This is a genomic window from Cupriavidus plantarum, from assembly GCF_905397285.1.
Taxonomy (GTDB): Bacteria; Pseudomonadota; Gammaproteobacteria; order Burkholderiales; family Burkholderiaceae; genus Cupriavidus; species Cupriavidus plantarum.
In genome coordinates, this window is sequence record NZ_CAJPUX010000006.1 from 173,171 (window position 1) to 190,060 (window position 16,890).

The window sequence follows — 16,890 nt, forward strand, 5'->3', positions numbered from 1 at the left end:
GGGCACGCCCCCGGGCCGCGCCGGTCTTACTCGCTGCCCTTACTTTTTCTTGCCGCGCTTTTCTTTCGGCGCGAGCATCGTGCCGCGGCACTCGGGGCTGCCGCAACGGCATTCGAACTCTTTCTTGAGCTTCTTCGTGTACGGCGCGTCGAGCACGAGGCCGTAGTCGTAGAACAGCTCTTCGCCCTCAGCGATATCGCGCAGCGCGTGGATGAACACGCGGCCCTTCTTCTCGCGGGCCTCGCAGTTCGGTTCGCACGCATGATTGATCCAGCGGGCGCGGTTCCCGCCGAACTTGGCGTCGATCACGCTGCCGTCATCGAGGCTGAAGTAGAACGTGTGATTGGGATCGTCCGGATCGTGCGGATGACGCTTGAGCGCTTCCTTCCACGAAATGTGCTCGCCCTTGTATTCGATGATGCGCTCGTCCTCGGCGATATCGCCGATCGCATAGACGCCGCGGCCATGCACGCCCGATTGCCGGACCTCGATACGATCGCTCGCGGTCTTCTTCTTCCCGCCGGCCTTCTTGTCGGCTTTCTTCACCTTCGCGTTGTCCGCCATGTTCCTTCCCGAATGGAGAAATGCCGGGAGTTCCGGCGCGAACGGAATGATACCTGCGTGTCGTGACAACGACCGCATTCGATCGTCGCGATTTGTCCACGATCACCAGGTGTACGTGATGCCCGCCCGCACGGCGTACTGGTGAAAATCGTTCGCGCCCCAGCTGCCGGACACATGGGTCCATCCCGTCCATCGTCGGCCGAGCGCGGCGTCGAGGCCAAGCTTGACCTCGTAACGGTTTGCGGGGAACAGGTTGCCGATCGGCACCTGGTTGAACGACACGCTGCCGTCGGTGCTCCCATGCCACCAGTTGAGCGTGAGCGAGGGTTCGATCCTGCGTGCGTTGTCGTCCGGCATCGCGATGGGCCGCGCGATGCGCACGCCGACGCGCGTGATCGTGCCATCGCTGCCCGTGCCCTGTACGCGCGTGCCGTTGGGCTCGGTGATGTCGTCATCGGTAACGTTGGCGTAGAGCCATTGGATCTGCGGCTGCACGATCCACCCTTTCGGCAATGGCACGGCGTAGCCCGCTTCCGCCGAGACGTTCCAGCTGCTGCCGTCGTAGTGGACCGACGGCAATCCATCGCCGTCCACGCGCTGTCGGAACCAGCCGCGGCCGAACCAGATGTCGACGTAGCCACCGAGGCGGCTCTCGTCGTGCTGGTACCACGTGCCGTAGGCACCGGCTTGCCAGCCTTCCACATTGCCCCGCGCATGCGCCGCGTTGCCGGCCGCGTCGGCATGGCTCGTGGCCTGACCGTAGGCGCCCATGATGCCTGCGTGCACCGCGCCGGCATCGTCACGCTGGGACACCGGCCATCGCGCGATCTCGGCGCCGCCGTGCAGCAGGAAGCCATCGGTGGAGACATGGAGGCTGTCGTCGCCGCTGGTGCTGCCGGACCACTGGCCAACGGCCCGGAGCCAGACGGGACCGCGCCGGGACGATGCGGGGTCGAGGGGCGTGGCCGATGCGCCCACCGTGCCTGCTGTGCCTGCTGTGGAAGACACCCCTGTCGCGTCCGAAGCGGCGACCATCGGCCATGGCGCTGCCCGGCCGGTCTCGGTGGGCCGGTCGTGTAGACCGTGAACGAACATCAGGCCTGCCACGCGGTGGTTGGCGAGGTACGCGCCGACCTCGGGCCGGTAGAGCGGCAGCGGCGCCGCCGCAGGCTCGAGCACGCGGGATGGCGCCGGTGGGGTGGGCGCAGGGGTGGGCACGGGCGCCGGGCTCGGTGCTGGCGCGGGCGCAGGGGTGGGCGCGGGTACGGGTGTCGGCGCGGGCGAGGGTCCGGGCGCTGGAGCCGGCGCGGGCGCAGGGGTTGGGGTCGGCGTAGGGGCTGGGGCTGGGGCTGGCGCGGGCGCAGGCGTGGGTACGGGCGCCGGCCGCATCGAGCGCAGGTACCACTGACCGTCCGCCGGATCGGCCACGCCGCCCTGATACAGCAGGTACTCGTACGGCCCGGCCACCACCCGGCCCTCGAGCACGAACGCACCCGCTGCTGACCGCTCGCGCCTTGTCACGGCCACGACGCGGATGCCATCGCCCGGCGTCACGGCGCCCGCGCCCATCGCCCCGCTCACGGGCACCACGCCAAGACGTGTCGCCCCAACGCCGCCAAGCGCCGTCGCGTCGGCCACCAGCATGTCGCTGCGCGCCCCCGCGCCGCCCCCATCGAGCACGGTCTCGATGCGCATCGTCCCGCCATTGGCGATATACGGCCCGCCGCTCACCACAAGCCGGTCTTCGGCCACCCCGTTGATCATCGTGACCATGCCGCGATGATCAAGCGAACCCGCGATCGTGAACACCGCATCGGGCCCGCCGGCCAGCGCCGGCAAAGCATTGCCAACACCGATCAGTCCCGCGCTGACCACGGGACCGGTCACCTTGCCGTACCCGCCCAGCGCGCCATTCACCCCGACGACCACCGGTCCACCGCCGGAGAGTTCCGCCGGCACGTCCGGCCGATCTCCCACCACCAGCGTCCCCGCCTCGACCGTCGTCCCTCCACCATATGGATGCGTCCCCTGGAACACGAGCTTGCCCGTCCCGGCCTGCGTCACCGAGCCGCTGCCGCTGACGACGCCCGTCTGTACCAGCGTATCCGCGCGCCGGTACACGAGCGACGCATCGTTGACGATCGGCCCGGCCACACTGCCACTCGTACCGCCATTCCCCAGCTGAAGCACGCCACCGAGGATCGTCGTGCCACCCGTGTAATGGCTGTTGCCGGTCAGCGTCAGCGTACCGGCGCCCCGCTTCGTGATGCCTCCGACGCCCGTCATCACGCTTCGCAGTTCGGTCGATAAGCCGTTGCTGTCGAAGGTCCCCCCTCCCGCGCGCACGGAGATGGGCCGCCCGATGAAACCGAACGATCCATTCAGATAACGCAGCGTGCCCCCATCGAACACAATGCCGTTGCCGAGCGTGCCCAGGTTATTCGGATCGGAAAACGCGAGCGTTCCGCCCTCGATGATGGTCAGGCCGGTATAGGTATTCGCCGCCGTCAGCCGCAACTCGCCCGCCCCGCGCTTGGTCAGCGTGCCATGGCCACTGATCACGCCGCCAAAGGTCACCGCGTCGCCGCGATCGAACACGAGCGCGCCGGCGTTGGCGATGGGACCTGACAGGCTGCCGGACATCGCGCCATCGCCGATACGCAAGGTGCCCGCCGAGATCGTGGTGCCACCGCTGTAGCCCGCCGCGCGCGTGATGGCCAGCGTGCCCGCCCCGCTCTTCTGCAGCGATCCGCTCCCCGTCATTGGACTCGCCAGCTCGAGCGTGGCACCGGAGGCGATATCGGCGGTTACCGCGCCCGTCAGTGCGACATTGCGGGCCGACGCCAGGGTGCCCTCTCCCGCGATGTGGGCACCGCCTTGCAGTTCGGTGCCGAGCGCGTCGAGGGCGAACCGCCCGCCGGATACCGCGAGCGTGCCGCCATCCCGAACGATCAATTGCCGCGCGCGCAACGCTGCGTCGGCGCCCGCGCGCAGCGTCGCCGACGGATTCACCGTGAACGCTCCGCCGGCGGCAACGCCTGGACCGTAGTGTCTTCCATAGCGGGCGCCGTCGGCCAGCGTGAAGGTGCCGCCAACCACCGAAGTATCTGCATGGATCGCCGAGTCGAACGCCGGCTGCCCTGCGTTGCCATGGAAGACGACCTCGCCGGCCCCGGTCTTGGTCACGGTGACGAGCGCGGTGTCGGCCGAATCGATCGGATCCCGAAACACGATGCGCTGCCCCGCCGCGGCACGCAGCGTCAGGTTCGCATTCCCGGCGAAATGGATGGCATTCGGCTGGGCTGAACCCGAGGCTGCGCGGTCCTGGTTGCCGCTGAACGCGATGCTTCCGCCCTGCGCGTCGAGCTCGAGCGTCCCCGCGCGCACGAAGGCCGCGCCCCCTCGTCCCGTGGCGGTATTGCCAGAGAACATGACACCGCCCGCGCCGGCGGTGATGCGCATGGCGGTGCCGTCGATGGCGCCGGCCAGGGCGAATGCCGTACCGTTGGCGCCGGTCAATCCGGAAAACGTGACGTCGGCAAGCCGGACCTCGGAGGTCCGGCCGCTGCCAAGATCGTGGAACACCGCATCCCCGGGCCCGCCGGCCTGTGTGAGCCGCAGACCGGACCACGACACGACGCTGCCCGCGACGGTGGTGCCGTCGTAGTAGAACGCGGCAGTCGATCCCCGTGTCACCGTATGACCGTTTCCCCGAATATCGAGCATCTGACGTTCGCCCGAATTTGATTGCACCGCCATTTGCCATGTCGCATCGTTTTGCAACGAGAAACTGAATCGTGTGGCATTCCAATTCGGGATACTGCCCACAGCGCTATTCAAATAGCCGCCAATATCTTCCCCCACCGGGATCGCGACTTGTGCGGATGCCGTGGAAGCCAGCAGGCAGGCGCCAAGGCACGGCATCATGCCTGCACTCATACCGTTGATACGCATCACTACCTCCCGCGCGGAGATTTCACGATTGGGATGTAACCGGAAAAATCGTCAGGGGCGTGAAGATATTAAATACGAAATCCGTTTCGATGTGCCATCGTAATGCGCGCCAATATCAGCAGATATTCAATGCATATTTCTCAGATATTTACGATGCACATGGCGCCGCGGACCGCCTTTTGTGGATAACCCCGCCTCCAGCGGTGGATAAGGCTGCGTTTACGGTGTGGGTTTGCTGGGGCTGACATGGGGACGTATACGGAACAAGTTGGAGGTATACGTCGGGGGCCCTCATGCAAAAGGTTGAGTCATCCCCACGCGCCAACACTTCATCCCTGTGGTTTCTGTATACCTAACTCTCTGATTCAATTGACGTATACGTGGTTATCCACAGAAAAGGGGGTCGTTTACCTATCACTACTATCTGTATACATGAAAGAAAGATGTAAACCCGAAGGCATGGGCGTCGCGCCGGCGGAATTGGGAAGCCCGCCCCGGGACTTCGCTTCGCGAGGCCACGGGCCGCGTATACCCGTTGGGTGTCCTGAGGAGTGCGGGACACAGCGCCGAGGGACATCAGCGGCCCGGAGAGCACTGCGGACAGCTTCATAGGCCCGTATACGTCCCCAGACGTCCCAGCATCCCTTACCGTGCCCCAGCGCCCTCGCCATTGCCTCAGGAGCGGTCAGGGGTGCTCAGGGACGCTGTGGGGCGCTTGGGGGGCGCTAGGGGGCGCTTGGGTGCGCTCGGGTGCGCTCGGGTGCGTATACGGCGCTTCAGACGGCTTCCCCACCCTCCAATTTCGCGCCAAATCCGACCACCCGATACCAATCGGTAACATTCTCGTCCCGGTGCGCCTTGCCCGACACGGTATGATGTGGCCCGCGGCGTCTTTGCCGAGGCGGGTTCCAGCCGGATCCGCCCACGCGGGGACGTCTGTGTTTTTTCAACTCGATACGGAGTGAAGCATGACGAAAACCGAACTGATCGACGCAATCGCAGCAGGCGTGGACGGTCTGACCAAGGCCAAGGCCGAGCAGGCCCTGAACGTAACCCTGAACTCCATCATGGAAGCCGTGGCCAAGGGCGATACGCTGAGCCTGATTGGCTTTGGCACGTTCAGCCAGGGCGAGCGCGCCGAGCGCATGGCCCGCAACCCGCGTACTGGCGAGGAAATCAAGGTCGAAGCTGCAAAGACCGTGAAGTTCAAGGCTGGCCAGAAGTTCAAGGACGCCGTCAATCAGTAATCGCGTCTGGGCTGCCGTGGCATGCCCATTCGCTTGACCCCGCCATGCCGCCACCGGACGCGTCTCCGGCGCGGGTGCGCGCCAGGCGGGGGAACGTTATCCACAGTGGTGGCCCGTGCGTCGCACGAGGATTACCGCACAGGTGGCAGCAGCGCTGGAATGGCTGCCAAAGATTGCCGGAAAACGGCGCTCGGACAAGGCCAGCACACGCCTAGCCGGGGGCCGCGCCAGAAGTGCCTCCCATGCTCCCGCGCCGTCCCACAGCCACATTTCCACAGCGTTATTCACAGCGCTTTCCACATCGCCTTCCACAACTTTCTCCACAGGCTCGGCAGACGCAGATTCGCGCCTTTCCGCCACCCCGTACGCGTGGCATTCTGCGGGGCATGACCATCGTGCTGGCGATCGCGGTGCTTGCCGGCTGCGCCACCGAAATCAAGCCCGCGCGTCCGCAAGCCGCGGCACTGCCGGACACCGAACGCGTGGCCACCACGCCCGGCGCGACGCAGCGCGAGCGGATCGTCGAGATTGCCCGGCAGGAGTGGCAACGCTGGGGAGGACAGGTCGTGCGCATCGGCCGCGACGACACGGCCTGCGTGACCCGCAGTCCCCTGCCTCCACCGGTGCCGCCGCAGACGGATGCATCGGGCAACGGTGGCGATGGCGCAGGCCAGGTCTCGGCCGATACGGAGGCCGACGGCTCCGGCGATGCGAGTTGCGTGCGCTTTCCCGATGGAACCGGCATGGAAGCCACCGCGCAGGGCTGCGCGCTCGCGCAACGCTACTGGCACATCGTCGGCCAGTCGCCGGACTGCCGGCAGATCACGCAGGGATCCTGGGCCTGGTCGGCCGTCTTCATCTCGTGGGTCATGCGCAAGGCCGGGCTCGACGAGCGCCAGTTCCTGACCGGCCAGTCGCACTCGATGTATGTGGTGGACGCGCGCGACGGCATCCTGCCCGCGCCCGCGTTCCATATCGAGCCGGTGCCCGCCCTGCCCCGCCCCGGCGACATCATCTGCGCCGCGCGCGGCCGCGACAAATACCTCGAGAATCCCGCCGAGATCGGTTTCGGCACGACGCCGATGCATTGCGATATCGTGGTGGAGGTCGATCCCGCCGGGCGCGAGGTCCGCGCGATTGGTGGCAACGTGCAGCAGTCGGTGTCGATGGACGTGGTCGAGCTCGGCGATTCGGGCAAGCTCGATGCGTTCACCAACTCGCATATGCCGTGGCTGCTGATCATGCGGAACGATTTGCAATGAGGTCCAGATTCGCCTGAGTAATCGCCCTGCGTATTGACCGCGCTGTTCGATTATTCCCATGAATACTCACCTGGAGAGGAAAACGTCCATGGCATCCCTCTGCATCGTCGGCGCCGGCGCCATCGGCGGATTCATCGCGGCCCGTGTCGCGCGCGCCGGCCACACTGTCAACGTGGTCGCCCGTGGCAAGACGCTGGAAGCCCTGCAGGCGCGGGGTATCACGCTGATCGATCAGGATGGCGAGGCCTCGTTTCCCGTCCATGCGGAAGCCGACCCCGCGCGGCTTGGCGTACAGGACATCCTGATCATCGCGGTGAAGGCGCCCGCGCTGGCGGACCTCGCCGCGCGCCTTGGGCCGCTGATCGGTCCGGAGACGGTGATCGTGCCTGCCATGAATGGCGTGCCCTGGTGGTTCTTTGAACGCCCAGGACCGCTATCGGGGCTGCGCCTCAAGACGGTGGATCCCGACGGCCGCCTCGCCGAGGCATTGCCCACGCGGCAGGTCATTGGCGCCGTCGTGCACCTGTCCGCCTCGAGCCCCGAGCCGGGCGTGGTGCGGCATGCGTTCGGCCAGAAGCTGATTCTTGGCGCGCCCGCCGGAGGGACCGATTCGCGTGTCGACCGCGTCGGCGACCTGTTGGCGCAGAGCGGGCTCGATATCGAGCGCAGCGCATCGATCCAGCGCGACGCCTGGTTCAAGCTGTGGGGCAACATGACGATGAACCCGGTCTCCGTGCTCACGGGCGCCACGTGCGACCGCATTCTCGACGATCCGCTAGTCAGCCGCTTCTGCCTCGACGTGATGGCGGAAGCGGGACAGATCGGCGCGGCGATCGGCTGCCCCATCGCGCAGAGCGGCGAAGATCGCATGGCGGTCACGCGCAAGCTGGGCGCGTTCAAGACGTCGATGCTGCAGGATGCGGAGGCTGGCCGCGGGTTGGAGATCGATGCCCTCGTCGCGTCGGTGCGCGAGATCGGCGGCCATGTTGATATTCGTACGCCGAATCTCGATGCGCTGCTCGGGCTGGTGCGTATGCATGCGCAGACTCACGGGCTCGTTTAGCCGAGCCCGGATGGCCGTTCAATCCTCTGCGGTGAACGGCAATTCTTCCTGTATCGGCTGCTGACCGGCGGTGCCTGCCGGCAACAGCGCGCTGACACGCACGCCGAGCAGCCGGATGCGCCGGTCGAGCGCAATGCGCTTCAGGCATTCCGTCGCGCCGCGCCGGATCGCCGCCCCGTCCGCGGTATGCGAGGGGAGCGTGAGGTCGCGCGTCACGGTCTGGAAATCGTCGAAGCGCAGCTTGATGCCGACCGTGCGGCCGACGTACCCCTTGCGTCGCAGATCGTCGGCCACGCGCAAACACAGCTTCGTAAAGGCTTCCGATAACGCCGGGCGGTCTTGCCTGGGATGCAGGTCGCGCTCGAACGTCGTTTCGCGGCTCATCGACTTGGGTTCCGACCGTACGACCACGAGCCGCTCGTCGTGTCCCTGAGCCACGCGGGCGAGCCATTCCGCGTAATTGCGGCCAAAGTGGGTTTGCAGCAGGCTCGGGTCAGCCTGCGCAACATCGCCGACCGTGTGGATGCCGAGCGCGCTCAGCCGATCCGCGGCCTTGGGTCCGATGCCGTTGACCTTGCGCGCCGCGAGCGGCCAGATGCGCGTGGGCACATCCTCGGCCGTGAGGATGGTCAGGCCATCGGGCTTGTCGAGTTCGGACCCGATTTTGGCCAGCAGCTTGTTCGGCGCGACGCAGATCGAGCAGGTGAGGCCCGTGGCGGCATGGACCGCCGCTTTGATTTGCGCGGCGACGTCGCGCGCCTGGCCCGGTATATTCGTCAGATCGATATAGATCTCATCGATTCCCCTGTCTTCGATTTCTTGCGTAAATGTTCGGACGGCGGCCTTGAACCGGCCGGAGTAGTGCCGGTAGGCGTCGAAGTCGGTCGGCAGCAGGATGGCATCGGGTGCGAGGCGCGCCGCCTTCATCATTCCCATGGCCGAGAACACACCCAGCGCGCGCGCTTCGTACGTGGACGTCGTCACCACGCCGCGGCCCACATAGTCGCGCAGTCGCGCATAGCGTCGAGAGCCGTCAGGCAGGTCCACGGGCACGGCATTGCGGCCGCCGCCGATGACGACGGGCTGGCCACGGAGTTCCGGATAGCGCAGCAGCTCGACGGATGCGTAGAACGCGTCCATGTCGAGATGTGCGATGCGCCGGTTGCCAAGGGTCATGACCAAGTCGTCCAATACTGTATGTGTGTACAGTGTCGGCGCGATGATATCGCCGGGATCTATCGGTTTGCAACCGACGCGCGCGGCGTCATTCCTTCGGTCGATATTCCGCGTCTGCGGCCACAGCGGTCCCTGCTGCCCCAGCGACGCTGTCGGGGGCCGCGGACCCCCGTCGCGCCATCCAGAAGCTCTCCGCCGCGTAGATTGCCAGCGAGATCCAGATGAGGGCGTACCCAAGCTGCTTCTGCGCGGGGAACGGCTCGTGCCAGAGCCAGATGCCGAGGAGCAGTTGCAGCGTCGGCCCCGTGTATTGCAGCAGGCCGAGCAGGGACAACGGAATGCGGCGCGCGCCGGCCGCGAAGAACAGCAGCGGCACGGCGGTGACCGGCCCCGCCATCAGCAGCAGGAATTTGGTGCCCGGGGAGGCGGCTACCGTCGTGTCCTGTCCGGTCAGGATCAGATAGCCGAGCGCGATCGCGGCCACCGGGAAGAGAATCAGCGTCTCGAGCGACAGGCCTTCAAGCGCCCCCAGCGCGCCGGTCTTGCGCAGCAGCCCGTACCCGCCGAATGTGCCCGCCAGTGCGAGCGCGATCCAGGGCAACTGGCCCGCGCTCACGGTCAGCCACAGCACGCCGGCGGCCGCCACGGCGATGGACAGCCACTGAATGGGGCGCAGCCGCTCGTGCAGGAACATCACGCCCAGCAGCACGCTGAACAGCGGGTTGATGAAGTAGCCCAGACTGGCATCGACGACACGATTCGCCGAGACCGCCCAGATATAGATAAACCAGTTGCCGCACAGCAGGGCCGCGCTCGCGGCAAAGCCGAGGATGAGCTTCGGGTTGCGCGCGACGTCGCGCAGCCAGCCGAAGTGCCGGCGCCACAGCAGGATCGCGCCGATGAAGACGAGCGACCACACCATCCGGTGCAGCAGGATCTCGACCGGCGCCACGCCGTGAACGGATTTGATGTAGAGGGGCAGCAGGCCCCAGATGATGTACGCGAGCAGCGCGTAAAGGATGCCGAGTTGCATGGAGGGGTGGGCTTTCTCCCCTCCCGCGAGGTCGTGGAGGGGATGGTATCTGTGCGGCCCCGATTGTCGCCCAGAAACGGTGCAGGCGTGCACCGTCTTGCCATCCCCTAACCCGCGGAGCCCGTGCCTCCGATTACAGCTTGTGGCTGAAGCTGAACTGCGCGAAGGCCTGCTCGGCCACGTTGAACCACTGGGCCTCGTTGTTGCGGAACACGCGCCAGTCGTCGTAGATCTTCTTGAACGACGGGTTCTTGGCGGTTTCGTCGGCGTAGGCGGCCTGCGTGGCCTTGAAGCAGGCTTCCAGGATCTCGCGCGAGAACGGACGCAGCTTCACGCCGTTTTCCAGCAAACGCGCGAGCGCCTGCGGGTTCACCGTGTCGTACTTGGCCTGCATCGAGGTATGGGCTTCGATGGTCGCGGTTTCCAGCGCGGCCTTGTACAGCTTCGGCAGCTTCTCGTACTCGGGCGACGACACGTAGAACGACAGCTGCGCGCTGCCTTCCCACCAGCCCGGGTAGTAGTAGTACGGCGCAACCTTGTAGAAGCCGAGCTTTTCGTCGTCGTACGGGCCCACCCATTCGGCCGCGTCGATCGTGCCCTTTTCCAGCGCCGGATAGATGTCGCCGCCGGCGATCTGCTGCGGCACCACGCCCAGGCGCGAGAGCACCACGCCCGCGAAGCCGGCCACGCGGTACTTCAGGCCCTGGAGGTCCGCGACCGACTTGATCTCCTTGCGGAACCAGCCGCCCATCTGGGCACAGGTGTTGCCGCCCATGAAATTGACGATGTTGTATTCCTTGAAGAACTCCCGCATCAGCTTCATGCCGTTGCCCTGCATCATCCAGGCTGTCTGCTGGCGCGCGGTCAGGCCGAACGGGATCGTCGTGTCGAAGCACAGCGTCGGATTCTTGCCGAAGTAGTAGTAACCGGCCGTGTGGCCGATCTGCACGGTCTGGTTCTGCACGGCATCCAGCACCTGCAGGCCCGGCACGATTTCGCCCGCGGCGAAGACCTTGATGTTGAACTTGCCGTCCGTCAGCTCCTTCACACGCGCGGACAGCGTCTCGGAGGCGCCGTAAATCGTGTCCAGCGACTTCGGAAAGCTCGAAGCCAGGCGCCATTCCACGGCCGGATTGCTGCCGACGACGGCCGGTGCGGCCGGGCCGCTGGCCGCGGCTGCCGGCGCTACCGCTTTTTCTTCTTTGCCGCATGCGGCAAGACCGGCCCCGGTGGCGGCAACAGCGCCCGCCTTCAAAAGGAAGGAACGACGTTCCATCAGATATCTCCTCGTTATAGATCTGTATGACTGACTGTCCGCAGCACGAGACATCCAAGGCACGTGACGGGCAGGGCCTGCCGATTATAGCGGTGGCTTTTTGGGCACGGAGCGCCGTAACGATGGGGGTTTTCGCTTACATGGCACACGCCGGGACGCGCGTCAGCGCACCGTTTCCGGGCACCGGCCGCACACGACCGCGCAAAGGTTTCGTATCGTGAGAAGGCGGGCAAACGATGGATTTTGTAACCCGGCTTGCGGTCCAATCGGTCGCCTGTTAAAAACTGAGCCCCGCCCTGACGTTCTGGGCGCGGCGCCCATCGAATTCATGCAGCATCCGGCACGTTTCCCCTCTCGTTTGCGATCCAATCGCCTCACGTTGGCCATCCTGGCCGCGTGGAGCGTCGGTGCGTGCGCGCAGACCGGCACGGAAGTCGCGCGGCCGCCACAGGTCGTGCAATCGGCGGTGCCTTCGGTGGCGACTGCTTCCTCGGTGTCGGTGGCCGCCGAGCCGCCGTTGCCCGCAGGCAACATGGACGCGACCGCCGACCCGCTGGGCGCGCTGATTGGATCGCAGGAAGAGCACCCTGCGGCGGACCCCGCGGCCGACGGCAGCGTACCCAGTGCTGCGCCCGCGATCGCCAACGTGGGCAACCCCGACTTTATCGGTCCGCCGGACGAACTCGCGCCGCCGCCTCCCCCGCCGCCGCCGCTCGTGCTGTTCCCGAACCGGCTTGGCGAATTTCCCGCCAACGCCGACAGCGCCGCGGCAGGCACCACCGTCGCGGAGGGCGAAGCCAGCGCCACGCCTTCGGACAAACCGCCCGTACTGCGTTCCCAGCTGCCCGCCGACGATCCAGCCGGCGATTCTGTCTGGCGACTCGGCTATAGCGGCCGCGTGGCGGCAGTGGATCAGCCGCGCAGCGCGCGCGCCTGTAGCGGAGGCGGCACGCCCTCCACCGGTCTCAACGGCGGCCTCGCATGCAGCAGCACCGGCGAAGTCAAGGTGCGCGAGTCGCTCGTCGATCTCGACGGCGGCGCGCAGGTGCAACTGGTTGCGCAGGCCAAAGGCACCGACGCGACGTCGGTCAACGGCCGTCCCGCCGCCGTGGATCCGTACGCGCTGTTGCCGCAGGTGTACACGTCCGTCAGCGGTTTCTCGCGCGGGGGCCTGCGTGTGCTCGACGATGCCAGCGTGTGGGCTGGCCGGCGCGACACGAACCCGTTCCTGATGTCCTCGGGTCTGCTGCCGCCGAGCTCGCCGTCCATGCGTTTCGGCGTGGACAACGCGAAGGTCGGCGACTTCGGCCTCAATTATCAGTACACCGCGCGGAGCGACTTCAACGGCGCCAACCTGCCGAGTTATCACACGGTGCGCACGGCGCCGATCGGTACCAACGACAAGGGCGCGGTGCAGGTGGGTTTCACGCGCGTCGAGCCACTCTCCGCGATGGAGAACACGGGCAGCGCGTGGTGGGCCTCGGCCATGCACGAACAGAAGGGCGTGCTGTACGGCACCAACCGCTTCGGGGTGCAGTACGGGCAGGGTTCGCGCTCGGCCATGACGGGCTATACCGGCATGGGTAACGACCTGTCGCGCGTGCGGCTGGCCGAGTCCATGGAATGGAAGTCCGCGTCGGGTATCGGCGGCCAGGTGGAGTCGAGCGTGCAGCTCGACCGTTCCGCCGTGGGGACGCTGCAGTGGGCCGCCACGCGCCTGCGTCCGACCTATACGGCCAGCGACCAGTTCAAGCTGACGTTCGAGGTCGCGCACGACCAGATCTCGTCAGGGTTCGGCGTGGGCGGCCAGCGCACCGCGCTGACCGTGGCACCGACACTCACGCTGGGCAAGTCGGCGGGCAATGCGAACCTGCGCGCGTTTTACACGTACAGCCGGGCCAGCGACGTCGATGGCATCACCTTCGCGGCGCCGGCGGACGCGTGGGCCTCGCAGGCCAGCGGCTCGATCTTCGGCGTGCAGCTCAACCGCCGCTGGTAACCCGCGCATGGCACGCAGGGGGGGCCGAATAACCCCCCTTGGAACCCCCTTCAGCACGGGACGTCGTCCGCGCGTAGAATCGCGGCTCCAAGTCCCTTCCCGATGCGGCCGTACCGATGCGCGACGACAGATCGCCCGGAATTCTCTCCGCAACGTCGTCGATGACCACCGCCACGCCTCATACCGCTGCTGCCGCCACGGGCCCGCAGCCCGCCTGGATCACGCCATTGCTTGCCGTCGCATGCGGCATGGTCGTAGCCAATCTCTATTACCCGCAGCCGCTGGTCGGTCCCATCGCGCACGCGCTCGCGCTGTCGCCCGAGATTGCGGGCCTGATCGTGACCCTGATACAGATTGGCTACTGCGCGGGCCTGTTGCTGCTTGTGCCGCTCGGCGACATCGTCGAGAACCGCAAGCTGATCGTCGCGCTGATCGGCGGGAATGCGGTGGCGCTCGTGGCCGCGGCGTTCGCCACGCACGCTAGCGTCTTCCTGCTGGCGGGCGCCGCGATCGGGCTCTGCTCGGTGGCCGCGCAGGTACTTGTGCCATTTGCCGCGCATCTCGCGCCCGACCATGCGCGCGGCCACGCGGTGGGTAAGGTCACGAGCGGCCTGCTGATGGGCATCATGCTGGCGCGTCCCATCTCGAGCCTGTTCGCCGATGCCTTCGGATGGCATGCGATCTTCGCCGTGTCGGCCGTCGCCATGGTGCTGCTCGCCATCGTGCTGGCGCGCAAGCTGCCGCGCCGACAGCCGCCGCCCTCGGCGGGCTACCTGCCGACGCTCGCGTCGATGTGGGCGCTCGTACGGACGCAGCCCGTGCTGCGCCGTCGCGCGCTGTACCAGGCCAGCCTGTTCGGGGTCTTCAGCCTCTTCTGGACGACCGCGCCGCTTTATTTAGCGGGCCCCGCATTCCATATGTCGCAAACGGGTATCGCGGTGTTCGCGCTCGTGGGCGTGGCCGGCGCGATCGTCGCGCCGATGGCGGGCCGTTACGCGGATCGCGGGCATGGCCGGCAGATGACCGCGCTTGCGCTGGCCATCGGAGGTGGATCGTTCCTGCTGAGCCTGGTCGGCGCGGAAGGCTCGCTGCTCTCGCTGCTCGCGCTGACGGCCGCCGCGGTGCTGCTCGACTTCGGCGTGTCGTCGAACCTCGTCATCAGCCAGCGCGCGATCTTCTCGCTGAGCCCCGAACATCGCAGCCGTTTGAATGGCCTGTTCATGGCGATCTTCTTCATCGGCGGCGCCATCGGCTCATGGGCCGGCGCATGGGCGTTCGCGCACGGCGGCTGGCCGCTCGCGGCCTGGATCGGCTTTGTGCCGCCGATGCTTGCCCTCCTCTACTTCCGCACGGAGCGTGCGGTGTCCTACACTACGCCGACGGGCACGCGCTGACCGGATCTCGCCGGCGGCGCCGCTAACGCCGACGCCCGCGGCGCTTGTTGCATCCGCACAGGGCGTCCATCGGGGATGCCCGCATCGGGAGTCCGCTCGATGGTCTGGCGCAAGCTTCTGCCGCGGCCGCGCTGGCTGCCGCGCGCGGCGATCATGTATCCGCAGCGCGTCGTCGTCGTCTGCTTCGCCATCGTGATGCTGCTGACGGTCGTCATCGGCGTCCGCGAAGTGTGGAAAATCCATGACCGCGTCGTGGAGCAGCACCAGCACAGCCTGGCGCTACGCGCGCTCGGCGTGGGCACGGTATTCGCGACCGAGCGGCAGCGGCTCGCCTACCTGCGCGATTACGCGGTGGCGTTCTACGCGGGCCGCGTGGGGCAGGACTTCGCACAGAACGACGCACAAAACGACGCACAGAACGACGCACAGAACGACGCACAGATCGAAGCCGCATTCGCCGCGCGCAACGACGATACGTGGACGCTCGCGACAGGCCCGGACAACGCGCCCGTCATCGGCGTCGGCGCGCGGCGGCTTGCGGGGCTGGCCGGGTTTGCGCGTCGCGACGAAACGCTTCGCGAAGACCTGCGCATGGCGCGCGCGTTGAGCCCGCTGCTCGGCTTGCTCGTACGTACCGACAAGCTGCACCTCAACGTGCTCTTCATCTCGCGCAACGGCTTGTTCGTGGTCTACCCGGAGAAGGATCGCGAACTCGCCCCGTCGCTCGTGCAGCGCTTCGACACGATGCCTTACTACCGCGACCTGCTGCCCGACCGGGCTGGCGAGGTTGCCAATGACGAGCCGCGATGGATCGCCAACTACACGCAGTTTGGCGATGGACAGCTGATCAGCACGCTCAGCATTCCGATCCATGTGAGAGGCGAGTTTCGCGGCGTGATCGCGGTGGATGTCGCGCAGACGCGGCTGCAGGCGCTGCTCAACGCGGGCAATGCACCCGACGAGACGGTGTACCTCATGACGCGCGACGGCAGGCTCGTCTCCGCGTCGCAGGGGGCGGTGGCCAGCGGCCAGCGATGGCCCGCCGATCTACCGGGAGACTGGCGGGATATACCGCCCGCGCGGCTGTTCGAGGACCGCGCCGGCACGGTGCGCCAGGGCGCCTATACGTTGCTGTACCAGCAGAGCGCGAATGGCAACTGGGTGCTCTTCGAAGCGGTGTCGCCGAAGCGGTTGTTCGACGCCGCCATCGCGCGCATGAGTCCGATCCTCGTCGCGGTATGGCTATTGCTGCCGCTGCTGTTGTGGGTGACGCTGTTCGTGGTGACGCACGTGTTCGACCACTACCTTGCGCTCGGCGAGAAGCTGCAGGAGCTTGCCGAGTACGATCCGCTCACGGGACTCGCCAACCGGCGTCACTTCAAGCTGCTATTCGATCAGGAAACCGAACGGCGCCTGCGGCATGCGCGGCCGCTTGCGCTGATGATGGTCGATATCGATTTCTTCAAGCGCGTCAACGACAAGTGGGGACATGCGAGCGGCGACCGCGTGCTCGCTGGCATGGCGACGTTGATGCGCGAACAGCTGCGCACGATCGACGTGCCGGCGCGGCTCGGTGGCGAGGAGTTCGCGGTGCTGCTGCCCGGCGCCACGCTGCGGGAGGCCGTGCAGGCGGCGGAGCGCCTGCGCGTGGCCATTGCCGGATTGGCCGTTGCGCCCGCGCCCGATGCGCCAGCGGCGGCGCGCGCCGAGGGTGACGGCCGGATCCATTTCACGATTTCGATCGGTGTGGTGGAGGCTGGCGCGGAAGACGGCACCACGCTCGACGTGTTGCTCGCGAACGCCGACCGCCGGCTCTACGCGGCCAAGGCGAGCGGCCGCAACCGGACGGTCAGCACGGACGATGCGATGGCGACGCAGGCGTGAAGTACGGCTATCGCAACGGCCCGGCGCGGCATATCGCC

The 16,890-nt window shown here is 66.9% G+C and carries 11 protein-coding genes; 6 read left to right on the plus strand and 5 right to left on the minus strand.

Annotated features, from left to right (window positions below; genetic code table 11):
* Positions 1-39: 39 nt before the first annotated feature.
* Together KHP16_RS23290 and KHP16_RS23295 are read right to left on the minus strand one after the other, a co-directional pair.
* Positions 40-564 (minus strand): SET domain-containing protein, encoded by a 525-nt coding sequence (locus KHP16_RS23290; protein WP_109582530.1) that lies wholly within the window; start codon positions 562-564, stop codon positions 40-42.
* Positions 565-666: 102 nt separating this feature from the next.
* Positions 667-4,290: an autotransporter outer membrane beta-barrel domain-containing protein gene (locus tag KHP16_RS23295; RefSeq protein ID WP_211961232.1), complete on the minus strand. Its 3,624-nt coding sequence runs from the start codon at positions 4,288-4,290 to the stop codon at positions 667-669.
* A 1,196-nt stretch (positions 4,291-5,486) separates the two neighbouring features.
* Between KHP16_RS23295 and KHP16_RS23300 the strand changes: the two genes are divergently transcribed.
* The 3 genes from KHP16_RS23300 (at position 5,487) to KHP16_RS23310 (ending at position 8,090) form a co-directional block, all read left to right on the plus strand.
* Positions 5,487-5,765, plus strand: a complete 279-nt coding sequence (locus KHP16_RS23300; RefSeq protein ID WP_109582528.1) for an HU family DNA-binding protein — start codon at positions 5,487-5,489, stop codon at positions 5,763-5,765.
* Between the two features lie 386 nt (positions 5,766-6,151).
* On the plus strand, positions 6,152-7,027 hold the full coding sequence (locus tag KHP16_RS23305; protein WP_415831277.1) for a DUF2272 domain-containing protein: 876 nt from the start codon (positions 6,152-6,154) through the stop codon (positions 7,025-7,027).
* Positions 7,028-7,115: 88 nt separating this feature from the next.
* A complete protein-coding gene (locus KHP16_RS23310; RefSeq protein ID WP_211961234.1) occupies positions 7,116-8,090 on the plus strand; it encodes a 2-dehydropantoate 2-reductase in 975 nt (324 codons plus the stop codon).
* Between the two features lie 18 nt (positions 8,091-8,108).
* On the opposite strand, the gene dinB is transcribed toward KHP16_RS23310, so the two are convergent.
* The 3 genes from dinB to KHP16_RS23325 all read right to left on the minus strand — a co-directional run bounded on the left by dinB (position 8,109) and on the right by KHP16_RS23325 (position 11,575).
* Entirely contained in the window at positions 8,109-9,266 is a 1,158-nt protein-coding gene (dinB, locus tag KHP16_RS23315) for a DNA polymerase IV (protein WP_115954045.1), read from the minus strand.
* Between the two features lie 88 nt (positions 9,267-9,354).
* Complete coding sequence (gene rarD / locus KHP16_RS23320) at positions 9,355-10,299, minus strand: EamA family transporter RarD (RefSeq protein WP_115954044.1); 945 nt, start codon at positions 10,297-10,299, stop codon at positions 9,355-9,357.
* A 133-nt stretch (positions 10,300-10,432) separates the two neighbouring features.
* Complete coding sequence (locus KHP16_RS23325; RefSeq protein WP_109582523.1) at positions 10,433-11,575, minus strand: TRAP transporter substrate-binding protein; 1,143 nt, start codon at positions 11,573-11,575, stop codon at positions 10,433-10,435.
* A 328-nt stretch (positions 11,576-11,903) separates the two neighbouring features.
* On the opposite strand from KHP16_RS23325, the gene KHP16_RS23330 reads away from it, so the two are divergent.
* The 3 genes from KHP16_RS23330 (at position 11,904) to KHP16_RS23340 (ending at position 16,852) form a co-directional block, all read left to right on the plus strand.
* On the plus strand, positions 11,904-13,574 hold the full coding sequence (locus KHP16_RS23330; RefSeq protein ID WP_109582522.1) for a carbohydrate porin: 1,671 nt from the start codon (positions 11,904-11,906) through the stop codon (positions 13,572-13,574).
* 161 nt (positions 13,575-13,735) lie between these two features.
* Positions 13,736-14,968, plus strand: coding sequence for an MFS transporter (locus KHP16_RS23335; RefSeq protein WP_109582521.1), 1,233 nt, complete (start codon positions 13,736-13,738; stop codon positions 14,966-14,968).
* A gap of 99 nt (positions 14,969-15,067) precedes the next feature.
* On the plus strand, positions 15,068-16,852 hold the full coding sequence (locus KHP16_RS23340; RefSeq protein ID WP_211961235.1) for a diguanylate cyclase: 1,785 nt from the start codon (positions 15,068-15,070) through the stop codon (positions 16,850-16,852).
* Positions 16,853-16,890: the final 38 nt, after the last annotated feature.